General features: G+C 70.1%; 10 protein-coding genes. 5 read left to right on the top strand and 5 right to left on the bottom strand.

Annotated features, from left to right (window positions below):
* Positions 1–46 precede the first annotated feature (46 nt).
* From ACFYQ5_RS13535 to ACFYQ5_RS13525, 3 genes are all read left to right on the top strand, one after another.
* Positions 47–1,369, top strand: a complete 1,323-nt coding sequence (locus ACFYQ5_RS13535; protein ID WP_389197125.1) for a PhoH family protein — start codon at positions 47–49, stop codon at positions 1,367–1,369.
* A gap of 389 nt (positions 1,370–1,758) precedes the next feature.
* On the top strand, positions 1,759–2,472 hold the full coding sequence (locus ACFYQ5_RS13530) for a lytic transglycosylase domain-containing protein (protein ID WP_389197123.1): 714 nt from the start codon (positions 1,759–1,761) through the stop codon (positions 2,470–2,472).
* A 131-nt stretch (positions 2,473–2,603) separates the two neighbouring features.
* Positions 2,604–4,016 (top strand): AI-2E family transporter, encoded by a 1,413-nt coding sequence (locus ACFYQ5_RS13525; RefSeq protein ID WP_389197121.1) that lies wholly within the window; start codon positions 2,604–2,606, stop codon positions 4,014–4,016.
* A gap of 294 nt (positions 4,017–4,310) precedes the next feature.
* On the opposite strand, the gene ACFYQ5_RS13520 is transcribed toward ACFYQ5_RS13525, so the two are convergent.
* Both ACFYQ5_RS13520 and ACFYQ5_RS13515 read right to left on the bottom strand, forming a co-directional pair.
* The gene (locus ACFYQ5_RS13520; RefSeq protein WP_351274019.1) at positions 4,311–4,844 is read right to left on the bottom strand and encodes an alkyl hydroperoxide reductase; all 534 of its coding nucleotides are present in this window, start codon (positions 4,842–4,844) and stop codon (positions 4,311–4,313) included.
* Between the two features lie 11 nt (positions 4,845–4,855).
* Entirely contained in the window at positions 4,856–5,410 is a 555-nt protein-coding gene (locus tag ACFYQ5_RS13515) for a peroxiredoxin (RefSeq protein ID WP_014154322.1), read from the bottom strand.
* A 153-nt stretch (positions 5,411–5,563) separates the two neighbouring features.
* Here ACFYQ5_RS13515 and ACFYQ5_RS13510 point away from each other — a divergent pair, with 153 nt between their 5' ends.
* Positions 5,564–6,502, top strand: a complete 939-nt coding sequence (locus ACFYQ5_RS13510) for a hydrogen peroxide-inducible genes activator (RefSeq protein ID WP_389197119.1) — start codon at positions 5,564–5,566, stop codon at positions 6,500–6,502.
* A gap of 79 nt (positions 6,503–6,581) precedes the next feature.
* Here ACFYQ5_RS13510 and ACFYQ5_RS13505 read toward each other — a convergent pair whose 3' ends face one another.
* Both ACFYQ5_RS13505 and ACFYQ5_RS13500 read right to left on the bottom strand, forming a co-directional pair.
* Positions 6,582–6,842 carry a hypothetical protein gene (locus ACFYQ5_RS13505; RefSeq protein ID WP_389197118.1) on the bottom strand — a complete coding sequence of 87 codons (261 nt, stop codon included), beginning with the start codon at positions 6,840–6,842 and terminating at the stop codon, positions 6,582–6,584.
* Positions 6,839–7,810 (bottom strand): SPFH domain-containing protein, encoded by a 972-nt coding sequence (locus tag ACFYQ5_RS13500; RefSeq protein ID WP_389197116.1) that lies wholly within the window; start codon positions 7,808–7,810, stop codon positions 6,839–6,841. Before ACFYQ5_RS13500 ends, ACFYQ5_RS13505 begins: the two co-directional genes overlap by 4 nt.
* A 222-nt stretch (positions 7,811–8,032) precedes the next feature.
* Here ACFYQ5_RS13500 and ACFYQ5_RS13495 point away from each other — a divergent pair, with 222 nt between their 5' ends.
* Entirely contained in the window at positions 8,033–10,243 is a 2,211-nt protein-coding gene (locus ACFYQ5_RS13495; RefSeq protein ID WP_389197115.1) for a transglycosylase domain-containing protein, read from the top strand.
* Positions 10,244–10,305: 62 nt separating this feature from the next.
* Here the strand turns inward: ACFYQ5_RS13495 and ACFYQ5_RS13490 are convergent, their stop codons facing one another.
* Positions 10,306–12,252 carry a SpoIIE family protein phosphatase gene (locus tag ACFYQ5_RS13490; protein WP_389197113.1) on the bottom strand — a complete coding sequence of 649 codons (1,947 nt, stop codon included), beginning with the start codon at positions 12,250–12,252 and terminating at the stop codon, positions 10,306–10,308.
* Between the last annotated feature and the right edge of the window lie 141 nt (positions 12,253–12,393).

Below are 12,393 nucleotides of genomic sequence, written 5' to 3'. Positions count from 1 at the left end.
ACGTCCGTCGCACTCCCCGACCTCGTCCGAGGGGGTACGTCCTTCCGTGGTGACCAGCACTAAGCGCCGCATGCCCGACAGGCGCACCTATGTTCTCGACACCAGCGTCCTGCTGGCCGACCCCAACGCCATGGCCCGGTTCGACGAGCACGAGGTCGTGCTCCCGATCGTCGTGGTCACGGAGCTGGAGGCCAAAAGGCACCACCCCGAGCTCGGATACTTCGCCCGGCAGGCCCTGCGCCTGCTGGACGACTTCCGGGTCCGGTACGGCCGCCTGGACGCCCCGATCCCGCTCGGGGATCTGGGCGGGACGCTCCGTGTCGAACTCAACCACTCCGACCCCGGCGTCCTGCCCGCCGGCTACCGGTTGGGGGACAACGACTCACGGATTCTCGCGGTAGCACGCAATCTGCAGGCCGAGGGGTACGACGTCACCGTCGTCTCCAAGGACCTGCCGCTCCGGATCAAGGCGTCCTCGGTCGGCCTCCTCGCCGAGGAGTACCGCGCCGAACTCGCCATCACCGACTCCGGCTGGACCGGGATGGCGGAGCTGTCCCTCGCCGCGGAACAGGTCGACCTGCTGTTCAGCGAGGAGAGCCTGTACGTCCCCGAGGCCGCCGAGTACCCCGTGCACACGGGGCTGGTCCTCCAGTCCGACCGCGGCAAGGCGCTCGGCAGGGTCACCGCCGAAGGCAACGTACGTCTCGTACGCGGCGACCGGGAGGCCTTCGGGATCCACGGCCGCAGCGCCGAGCAGCGCATCGCGCTCGACCTGCTCCTCGACCAGGACGTCGGCATCGTCTCCATGGGCGGCCGGGCGGGCACCGGCAAGTCGGCCCTGGCGCTCTGCGCGGGCCTGGAGGCCGTGCTGGAGCGTCGGCAGCACCAGAAGGTGATGGTCTTCCGGCCGTTGTACGCGGTCGGCGGGCAGGAGCTCGGCTATCTCCCCGGCAGCGAGGCCGAGAAGATGAGCCCCTGGGCGCAGGCCGTCTTCGACACGCTGTCGGCGGTCGCCGGGCGTGAGGTCATCGAAGAGGTGCTGGGGCGCGGGATGCTGGAGATCCTTCCGCTCACCCACATCCGGGGCCGTTCACTCCACGACGCGTTCGTGATCGTGGACGAGGCGCAGTCCCTCGAACGAAACGTCCTGCTGACCGTGTTGTCCCGTATCGGGGCCAACTCGCGGGTCGTGCTCACCCACGACGTGGCCCAGCGGGACAACCTCAGGGTCGGCCGGTACGACGGAGTCGTCGCCGTGGTCGAGAAGCTGAAGGGGCATCCGCTCTTCGCGCACGTCACACTCACCCGGTCCGAGCGCTCGCAGATCGCCGCACTGGTGACCGAAATGCTGGAGGACGGCCACATCTGACCTGCTACACCCCATAGATGCCGCCCGGCGAGCGAAGGAGCTTAGCCGGGCGGCATTGTGCTGCGCCGTCATTTCCGAAAAAGTCGTGCGCCGTACGGGGTGTGACCTTTCACACGCAACACAGAATTGCAACGCGCCGTGTCCTTCCGGCAGAGTCTTGCTTCCGTCAGGCCCCGCATACGGCACTCAGGCGCCTCCGAAGGCGCCACGCACCACACAACTCAACAAACGCCGTCCGTATGCCGCCCGCGAGAACCACGCGGCGCTTCCGCGAGGAAGCCGCCCACCGGGCCCGTGCCTCCCGTGACCCAAGCAGTAGGGAGGCCAGTGTCAGGGGCACGATTGCGTCCGCGAGGTCACCTAAGCGGGCGATGCTGGAAGGACACCGTGTGAGCCGGATCTCGGTCCGGGGGTTCGCCGTGGCATCTGCCACCGCGGTCACCACCGTTGGCGCCGTCGTAGGCGTTGCGTCGGGCAGCACTCCCGCTGCCGACGACAACAACTTCGAGGCGGCCGCAGCCGACACCACGCTGCTCGCAGACATCCCCGCGGGCCAGCAGGCCCAGGTTCAGACCGCTTCGCTGACGCAGCAGGCCGACGCGCAGGCGTCGGCAGCCGATGCGGCGGCCAAGAAGTCCGCCGAGGAAACGGCCCGCATCCAGGCCGCCAAGGACGCCAAGTCGAAGAAGCAGGCGGCCGAGGACAAGCTGGAAGCGGAGCGCGAAGCCAAGGAGAAGGAGAAGAGGGACGCCGAGCGCGCGAGCCGCGACTCCGTCCGTGACGCCTCCTCCTTCTCGGCGCAGGGCTCCTACAGCGTGGCCGACGTCCAGGCGATGGCCCGCCAGATGGTCCCCGCCGACCAGTTCCAGTGCTTCAGCAACATCGTGAACCACGAGTCGACCTGGAACTACCGGGCGAGCAACCCGTCCTCGGGCGCGTACGGCCTCGTGCAGGCGCTTCCCGGCTCCAAGATGTCGTCCGCCGGCGCCGACTGGCAGACCAACCCGGCCACCCAGATCAAGTGGGGCCTCAGCTACATGGACGGCCGCTACGGCAGCCCCTGTGGCGCCTGGTCCTTCTGGCAGGCCAACCACTGGTACTAGGAACTCACGAGGTTCCTCGCTCAACTCCGCGGAGCCCCGCACCGTCCTACGGTGCGGGGCTCCGCGCGTGTACGGTCGACCCGGACAGCTCCGGGGGCGTGCGTGGAGCGGATGGGGGAAAGGGAAAATCCATGTCGAGACTTCCGGGGTGGCTCGGTCGGCTGGGCGCCGAACTCACCGAGATCGGGGCGCGCCTGGAAGAACGCCGCGCCGAGGACGAGCGCCGCGCCGAAGAGGACGCCGTGAGCGTCTCCTCCTCGACGCTCTCCACGGTCGTCGCCGAACAGGTGCCGCGCCCACCCGCGTACGCCCCCTCCGTCGCCGCCAGACCCGACCCCGTGGCCGCGATCCCCTGGGGGATGCGTGTCGCGGCCGAGGCGGGCTGGCGGCTGCTGGTCCTGGCCGGCACGCTCTGGGTTCTCATGCGGGTCATCAGCGCCGTCCAGCTGGTCGTCCTGGCCTTCGTCGCCGCCCTGCTGGTGACCGCGATGCTCCAGCCGACCGTCGTACGCCTCAGGCGGTTCGGGCTGCCTCGTGGTCTGGCCACCGCCGTGACGGCGGTGCTCGGCTTCGTTGTCATGGGCCTGGTCGGCTGGTTCGTCGTCTGGCAGGTGATGGACAATCTGGACACCCTCTCGGACCGGGTCCGTGACGGCATCGACGAGCTGAAGCGCTGGCTGCTGGACAGCCCGTTCCATGTCACCGAGTCGCAGATCAACGACATCGCGAAGAACCTCAGCGACACCATCGGCACCAACACCGAGGAGATCACCTCCGCCGGGCTCCAGGGCGTCACGGTGATGGTGGAGTTCCTCACGGGGCTGCTGCTGGCGATGTTCTCGACGCTCTTCCTGCTCTACGACGGCAAGCGCATCTGGCAGTGGGTGCTCAAGCTGGTGCCCTCCCAGGCCCGCCCAGGCGTCGCGGGCGCCGGACCCCGCGCCTGGCGGACGCTGACCGCCTATGTGCGGGGCACGGTGATCGTGGCCCTGATCGACGCGATCTTCATCGGGCTCGGCATCTACTTCCTCGATGTGCCGATGGCGGTCCCGCTCGCCGTCTTCATCTTCCTCTTCGCCTTCATCCCGCTGGTCGGCGCCGTGGTCTCCGGAGCCCTCGCCGTGGTCGTCGCGCTCGTCACCCAGGGCGTGTTCACCGCCCTGATGGTGCTGGTCGTGGTGCTCGCCGTGCAGCAGATCGAAGGCCACATCCTGCAGCCCTTCATCCTGGGCCGCGCCGTACGCGTCCATCCGCTGGCCGTGGTGCTCTCGGTCGCGGCGGGCGGCATGATCGCCGGCATCGGCGGCGCGGTCGTCGCCGTACCGCTGGTCGCGGTGACCAACACGGTGGTCGGCTACCTCCGCTCGTACGGGCAGGACCCGGACGTGCTCCAGGGACCCCGGCCGCACGGCGCCACCGCGCTCTCGGCCGTACCTCCGACGGAGCCGCCGCTCCCGGCGGACGGACCCGGTCCTGCCGCCACGGACGACCACGGCGACAGGCGCGGGAACGGGGCCGGTTCGCCGGACGATCAGAAGCGTTAGGCCGGGTGGGATGACACCGCGACACCGATCCTCGCCTGCCCGAGCCCCGAACGGACGCGGGACTTCTACGCGGCGATGCTCGGCGAAGGGCCTGGCCCTCGCCCACGGCCAGGAGGCGCGCAGGGAACATGACCGCGACGGGCGGCCGTGTCTCCGGCTCCGCAGTCCGGAGGGGCTGCTCTTCCACGTCAGGCCGCGCGCCCGTGCCACTGCCACCGGACGCACATGAAAGAAGGGCCCCGGGGACGGTCGGTCGTCCTCGGGGCCCTTCTCGTACAAAGGTACTGCGGGTTCCTACTCGGCGAGAACGGCCTCGGCTTCGAGGGTCACGCCGACCGCCTGGATCACCGAGGCGATCTTGACGGCTTCCTGAATGGTCTCACGGTCGACGCCGGCCTTGCGCAGCACCTGCTCGTGGGAGTCCAGGCACTGGCCGCAGCCGTTGATCGCGGAGACGGCGAGCGACCACAGCTCGAAGTCGACCTTCTCCACGCCCGGCTTGCCGATGACGTTCATCCGCAGACCCGCACGGAGGTTTCCGTACTCGGGGTCCGACAGCAGGTGCCGGGTGCGGTAGAAGACGTTGTTCATCGCCATGATGGCGGCGGCCGACTTCGCCGCGGTGTACGCCTCGGCGGAGAGGTTGGCCTTGGCCTCCGGCTCCAGCTCGCGCAGCACCCTCGGCGAGCGCGAGGCGATCGCGCAGGCCAGGACGGTGCCCCACAGCTGCTGCTGGGGGAGCTCGCTGTTGCCGATGACCGAGCCGAGGTTCAGCTTCAGGTCCTTGGCGAAGTCCGGTACGGCCGACTTCAGTTCATCGAGTGCCATGAGGTATCAGCTCACTCGCCCGAGAGGAGCGCGACCGGGTCGAGGGTGTTCTCGCCCTTGGTCCAGTTGCAGGGGCAGAGCTCGTCGGTCTGCAGGGCGTCGAGGACCCGCAGGACCTCCTTGGGGTTACGGCCCACGGAACCGGCGGTCACCATCGTGAACTGGATCTCGTTGTTCTGGTCGACGATGAAGACGGCGCGCTGGGCGAAGCCGTCCTCGCCCTCGATGCCGAGGTCACGCATGAGCTCGTGCTTCGAGTCGGCCAGCATCGGGAAGGGCAGGTCGGTCAGGTCCGGGTGGTCCTTGCGCCAGGCGTGGTGCACGAACTCGGAGTCGCCGGAGAAGCCGAGGACCTGCGCGTCACGGTCGGCGAACTCGTCGTTCAGCTTGCCGAAGGCGGCGATCTCGGTGGGGCACACGAAGGTGAAGTCCTTCGGCCACGCGAACACGATCTTCCACTGACCCTCGTAGGTCTTGTGGTTGATCTGCTCGAACTCCTTGCCGCTCTCCAGCGACACGCAAGCGGTCAGGTCGAACTCGGGGAACTTGTCACCGACAGTGAGCACGCGCACTCCTTGTTGCGTAGGAAATCCCTTTTTGGGGGCGTTCCTGGGGGTTGGACGATCATCACTTTGGCACAGAGTGCATTGATCGCGGAAATAGCTACACTCGGTCGGGGTGATCGGAGGTGCCTATCAGTGGCGTACGTACATCAGACTATGAGGTCCAAGCAGCCCAGCCTCTCGCAGCTGCGCGCATTCGCGGCCGTGGCGGAGCATCTGCACTTCCGTGACGCGGCGGCATCGATCGGGATGAGTCAGCCCGCGCTCTCCGGAGCCGTGTCGGCGCTGGAGATGACACTCGGTGTCCAGCTCATCGAGCGTACGACGCGCAAGGTGCTGCTCTCGTCGGCGGGGGAGCGGCTCGCGGTGCGGACCAGGGCGGTGCTGGAGGCGGTCGGCGAGCTGATGGAGGAGGCCGAGGCCGTACAGGCGCCGTTCACCGGGGTGCTCAGGCTCGGGGTGATCCCGACCGTCGCTCCGTATCTGCTGCCGACCGTGCTCAGGCTGGTCCACGAGCGCTATCCGGAGCTGGACCTCCAGGTCCATGAGGAGCAGACCTCCTCGCTGCTGGAGGGGCTGTCGGCCGGGCGGCTGGACCTGCTGTTGCTCGCCGTGCCGCTCGGCGTGCCGGGAGTCGCCGAACTTCCCCTGTTCGACGAGGACTTCGTCCTGGTCATGGAGCAGGAGCACCGGCTGGGCGGGCGCACCGACATCCCGCGCGAGGCCCTGCGGGACCTGCCTCTGCTGCTGCTCGACGAGGGGCACTGCCTGCGCGACCAGGCCCTGGACATCTGCCGGGAGGCGGGGCGCACCCAGGGGGCGCCGGTGACCACCACCGCGGCCGGTCTCTCCACCCTGGTGCAGCTCGTCGCTGGCGGCCTCGGGGTGACGCTGCTGCCGCGTACGGCGGTGACGGTGGAGACCGGGCGGAACGAGGCGCTGTCCACCGGGTACTTCACGGACCCGGCGCCCGCACGACAAGTGGCGCTGGCCGTGCGGACCGGTTCGGCGCGGCACGCGGAGTTCGAGGAGCTCGCGGCGGCGCTGCGGGGGGCGATGGCGACCCTCCCGGTACGGGTGCACGCGGAGGGGTGAGCGCGTCCTGGGGGCTGCGGTGGGCTCCGCCCCCGAACCCCCGCGCCTCGATCGACGGCGGGGTTTCGGGGGCGGGGCCTCACTCCTCCGCTTCGGGAGGCGCCTTCGGGGGCCGGCCCCGGCGGGGGATCGGCGCCGCGCTCCCCGGGAGGCGGCCCGCCTCCGCCAGCGCCCGCCGCAACAGGAACTCGATCTGCGCGTTCGCGCTGCGCAGCTCGTCGGAGGCCCACCGGGCCAGCGCGTCATGGACCGCGGGGTCCAGTCGCAGCAGCATCTGCTTGCGCGCGGGCCCGCGCCGGGCCGCCGGCCGGCCCTCGGGAGGCGTGGCGTCGTCCGTCACTGGTAGAGCGTGCCCGTGTTCAGGACCGGCTGCGCCGCGCGGTCACCGCACAGCACCACCATCAGGTTGCTCACCATCGCCGCCTTGCGCTCGGAGTCGAGCTCGACGATGTCCTGCTCCGCGATCCGGGTCAGCGCCATCTCGACCATGCCCACCGCGCCCTCGACGATCTGCTGGCGGGCCGCCACGACCGCTCCCGCCTGCTGTCGCTGCAGCATCGCCGAGGCGATCTCGGGGGCGTACGCGAGGTGGCTGAAGCGGGACTCGATGATCCGTACGCCCGCCGCCTGCACTCGCGCGGTGAGCTCGACCGCGAGCTTCTCGGTGATCTCCTCGGCGTTGCCCCGGAGCGAGAGGCCGCCCTCCTCGTGGGCGTCGTACGGGTACTCGATCGCGATGTGCCGGACGGCCGCCTCGGTCTGTGTGGCGACGAACTCCAGGAAGTCGTCGACCTCGAAGAGCGCCTGCGCGGTGTCCTCGACCTTCCAGACGACGATCGCCGCGAGCTCGATCGGGTTGCCGTAGGCGTCGTTGACCTTCAGGACGGCCGTCTCGTGGTTGCGGACCCGGGTGGAGATCTTGCGGCTGGACGTCAGCGGGTTGATCCAGCGCAGGCCGTCCGCGCGGATCGTGCCGACGTAGCGGCCGAAGAGCTGGATGACCCGGGCCTCGCCCGGAGCGACCATTTTCACACCGCTCATGCAGAAGAACGAGGCGATGGTCAGGAGCAGGCCCAGGATGAGGAGCGGGACGCCTATGCCCTTGTGTCCGTCGGAGCCGAGGACGCCGCCGACGATGGCCAGGGCCACGCCGAGGAACACCCCGAAGACCGTCAGCAGCAGACCCAGGCCGCCGGGGATGGAGTGGGCGGTCGTCTCCCTGACCTGGGGTGCGGGCATCTCGGGCGCGTCCGGCGTCAGGTCGGCGCCGGGGCCGGTGGTGCCGGGACGGTCGTGTGCTGCGGACATGGGTCCCCCGTTTCGTACGGCATAGCGCCGCGCTAGCAATGTGATTACACATTAACCGTTCTCGCAACCTTGTGCACCCCTCGGGAGTCGGTTCCATAGGGTGCGGGTGCTGATTCTCACGTCCGGAAAAGACCGGATCGCTCGCCATTTGTCCGAGCTTTCGGTGTTAGCTGGCAGGTCTGACCGGAGCGGTACGAGCCGAAGAACAGGAGCACCACAGCGATGGGTCGAGCGGATGAGCGGCGGGCTGCCAGGAGCGGTGGCATACGCCGGCTCTTCACGTGGCGGAAGATCCTGGGCACCCTCTTCGGGTTCTGCCTGCTCATGATGGGCGCCTTCGTGGCGCTGTACGTGTACGTCGACGTGCCGGCGGCCAACGCACAGGCCCAGAAGCAGAGCAACGTCTACAAGTACAGCGACGGCAGCCTCCTGGCCCGGAGCAACTCCGAGGTCAACCGGGAGATAGTCGACCTGGGCGTCGTGCCCGAGCCGGTCCAGCACGCCTTCGTCGCCGCCGAGAACAAGTCCTTCTACCGGGACCAGGGCGTCGACCTCAAGGGCACCACCCGTGGCCTGATCAACACGCTCACCGGCAAGGGCAAGCAGGGTGGTTCCACGATCACCCAGCAGTACGTGAAGAACTACTACCTCACGCAGGACCAGACGGTCACCCGCAAGCTCAAGGAGCTGGTGATCTCGCTCAAGGTCGACCGGAGCACGAAGAAGGACGACATCCTCGCCGGGTACCTCAACACCGTGTACTACGGGCGCGGTGCGAGCGGTATCCAGGCGGCGGCACAGGCCTACTACGGCGTCGACGCCAAGGATCTCGACACCGCCCAGGGTGCCTACCTCGCCGCCCTGCTCCAGGCCCCCAGCCAGTACGACTGGGCGAACGCCACGCCCACCGGCAAGAAGCTCGTCAAGGAGCGCTGGGCGTACACGCTGAACAACATGGTGGACGAGGGCTGGCTCGACCAGGCCGAGCGGGACAAGCTGACCTTCCCCGTGCCCACCGCGCCCAAGGCCGCCCCCGGCATGGAGGGCCAGACCGGCTACCTCGTCGAGGCCGCGAACGACGAGATGAAGCGGCAGGGCATCACCGACGAGATGCTGGACTCCGGCGGCTGGACGATCACCCTCAACATCGACAAGAAGAAGCAGAAGCAGCTCGAGAAATCGGTCGACCGTCAGCTGGAGAACCAGCTCGACCGGGAGAACAACCCGGTCGACGCGACCGTCCAGGCCGGCGCCACCTCGGTGGACCCGAAGACGGGCAGGGTACTCGCGCTGTACGGCGGTGTCGGCGCCACCCAGCACTACATCTCCAACGCCACCCGCCAGGACTACCAGCCGGCCTCCACCTTCAAGCCGCTGGTGCTCGCCTCCGCGCTGGAGAACGAGTCCACCACCCAGGGCGGTGACCGGATCGGCCTGGACACGGTCTACGACGGCACCAGCAAGCGCCCCGTGGTCGGCAGCGACACCCCGTTCGCCCCGCAGAACGAGGACGACATCAGCTACGACAGTCCCACCGTGCAGACGGCGATGGACAAGTCGATCAACTCGGTCTTCGCGCAGATGGTCGTCGACGTGACCCCGAGCGCCGTGAAGAAGACCGCGCTCGACCTGGGCGTACCGGACAAGAACTTCCCCGAGCGTCCCGCGATCACGCTCGGCACCATGAACGCCTCGACGTGGGACATGGCCGGGGTGTACGCCACGCTCGCCAACCACGGCAAGAAGGTCACCCCGACCATCGTCAAGTCCGCCGAGCACCGGGACCGCACCATGGAGCCCGTCGACGGCGTGGGCGGCCAGGCGATCAGCAGGGCGTCCGCCGACACCGTGACGAAGGCGCTGACCGAGGTCGTCGACATCGGCTCCGGCCGGGAGGCCAACACCTCCGCCTACGATGCCGCGGGCAAGACGGGTACCTCCGAGGACAACAAGGCGGCCTGGTTCACGGCCTACACCCCGGAGCTCACCACGGCCGTGGCCCTCTTCGGCGAGTCCACGAAGGAGGGCGGCGGCCAGGTCAGCCTCACCGGTACGGCCAACTCCGGCCGTGCCAACGGTGGCGGGTTCCCCGCCAGGATCTGGGCGGACTACACCCTCGGCGCGCTCGGCGGCGGCTCGGACGCCACCTTCGACCTGCAGGGAGTCGAACGCGGTGAGACGCCGGTGACGGAGGCCCCCTCGGCCACCCCGTCCGAGACCCAGGAGCCTTCGAAGACGCCGTCCGAGGAGCCTTCGGAGACGCCCTCCGAGTCGCCGAGCGAGACGCCCGGCGAGGAGTCACCACCGGTCGAGACACCGAGCGAGTCCCCCTCCGAGACACCGAGCGAAACGCCCAGCGAGACGAAGGACCCCGAGGACGGGAACGGGCCGCCGGGCGAGCGGCCGGGCAACGGCACCATCCTGGGGCAGTAGCGACGCACGAGGGGCGGGTGCCGTCCGGCACCCGCCCCTCACACGTGTCCGGCGCCGTCGGCCTACGGCGTGGCCATCTCGAACCACACCACCTTGCCGGTCGAGAGCCGCGTCGCCCCCCACCGCCTGGCCAGCCGGTTGACCAGGAACAGCCCGCGGCCGCCCTCGTCGGTCTCCCGGGCGCGCCGCTGACGGGGCAGCTGCGGGGAGTCGTCGCCGACCTCGCAGCGCAGGATGTCCGTACGCAGGAGCCGCAGGGTCACCGGCCGCTCCGCGTAGCGCACGGCATTGGTCACCACCTCGCTGACGAGCAGCTCCACCTCGTCCGAGAGGTCGTCCAGACCCCACCGGCTCAGCGCCCTGCGGGCCAGCCTGCGGGCCCGGCCGGGCGCCGCGTCCTCCGGTTCCAGGAACCAGTACGCGACGTCGCTCGGCGCGATCCCGTCGAACCGGGCGGCCAGCAGGGCGATGTCGTCGTCCCGGTCACCGGGGCCGAGCATGTCCAGCACGTCGTCGCAGAGCGCTTCCAGCGGCGGCGAATGGTCCGGCCCGGTCAGCTGGGCGGTGGCGGCGAGCCGCTCCCGCAGGATCTCGATGCCCGTCCAGACGTCCCGTATCCGGGACTCCACCAGGCCGTCCGTGTAGAGCAGCAGCGTGGCCCCGGCCGGCGCGTCCAGTTCGACGGCCTCGAAGTCGACACCACCGACGCCGATCGGCGCGCCCGGCGGCACCCGCAGCACCTCGGCCCGGCCGCCCAGGTGGAGCAGCACCGGCGGCGGGTGCCCGGCGTTGGCGATGGTGATGCGGTGGGCGACGGGGTCGTACACCGCGTACAGGCAGGTCGCCATGCGGTCGCTGCCGAGCCGCTGTGCCTGCTCGTCCAGGTGGTGCAGGACCTCCTGCGGAGGCAGGTCGAGACCGGCGAGGGTCTGTGCCGTGGTGCGCAGCTGGCCCATGATGGCGGCGGACGTCATGGAGTGCCCCATCACGTCGCCGACGACCAGGGCGACCCTGCTGCCGGGCAGCGGGATCGCGTCGTACCAGTCCCCGCCGACCCGGGCCGTCTCGGCGGCCGGCAAGTAGCGCGAGGCCAGACGTACGCCCGTGGGCTGGGGCAACGAGTCGGGCAGCATGGTGCGCTGCAGCTCGTCGGCGATGTACGCCTCGCGGCCGTACAGCACGGCCTTGTCGATGCCGAGCGCGGTGTGCGTGGCCAGCTGGGCCGCGACCAGGAGGTCGTTGGCCTCGAACGGCGGGCGGTCCGTGCCGCGCAGGAAGACGGCGGCACCGATCACCCGGCGACGGCCGCGCAGCGGAGCCAGGATCGCGCGGTGCCCGGTCGGCACGGTGCGGCCGGCCCCCAGCAGCTCGGGCAGGGCGACACGGGCCGCGGCGGAGTCCCCGAAGACGGGACGCACCCCGCGCAGCACCTCGGCGAGCGCGCCGCCCGTCCTGATCTCGCACAGGTCGGCGGCCGGCAGCAGCCCGGCCTGCGCGTCGGTGAAGGACAGCCGCAGCCGCTCGCCCTCCTGCCCGCCCTCGCTCTCCTCGTCGGCCAGCCGCAGCCTGTCGGTGCGCCGCAGCCGCAGCACGAACGGGTTGACGGGCCGTTCGTCGCCCACCGGGAGCGGGTCACGGAGGTAGACGAGTATGGCGTCGGAGAACGTGGGCACGCTCGCCCGGCACAGGCCCAGCACGATCTCGTCCAGGTCGATGCCCCGCGCGATCCGGCGGGTCGCCGCGCCGACGAAACGCAGCCGGTCCCCCTCGCGGCGGGTGACCGTCTGGGTGTCGGCGACGGGTGCGGCGGCATCCGCGGCCGCACCGGGCGCCGGATTCGGTACGGCGTTGGGCACCGGGCCCCTCGCCGTGCCGGGCACCGGAGAGGGCCCGGGGATCGCGGCGGCGGCAGCGCCCGGTGGGGCCTCCTGCTGCCGGGGCCGGGCGCGTTCCTGCGGCCGGGCGGCGAGGGGCTGCCGGCCTTCGTGGGAGGTGGGATGCTCCGTCACGCGTGGGATTCCGTCCGTCCGGGCCGGTTGTATGAGGCGATCACAGTCACCTCGGGGGGTCGCGCCACTGTGCCCCGCCAAGAGGTCCGAGAACAACGGCTGTCACCGGATGCCCTCGGAAACGGGGCCCAAACCCTACGG

The sequence above is a fragment of the Streptomyces sp. NPDC005794 genome, from assembly GCF_042871445.1.
GTDB lineage: Bacteria > Actinomycetota > Actinomycetes > Streptomycetales > Streptomycetaceae > Streptomyces.
Note: the sequence above shows the minus strand (reverse complement) of the source record. Positions and strands in the feature narration are given on the sequence as shown.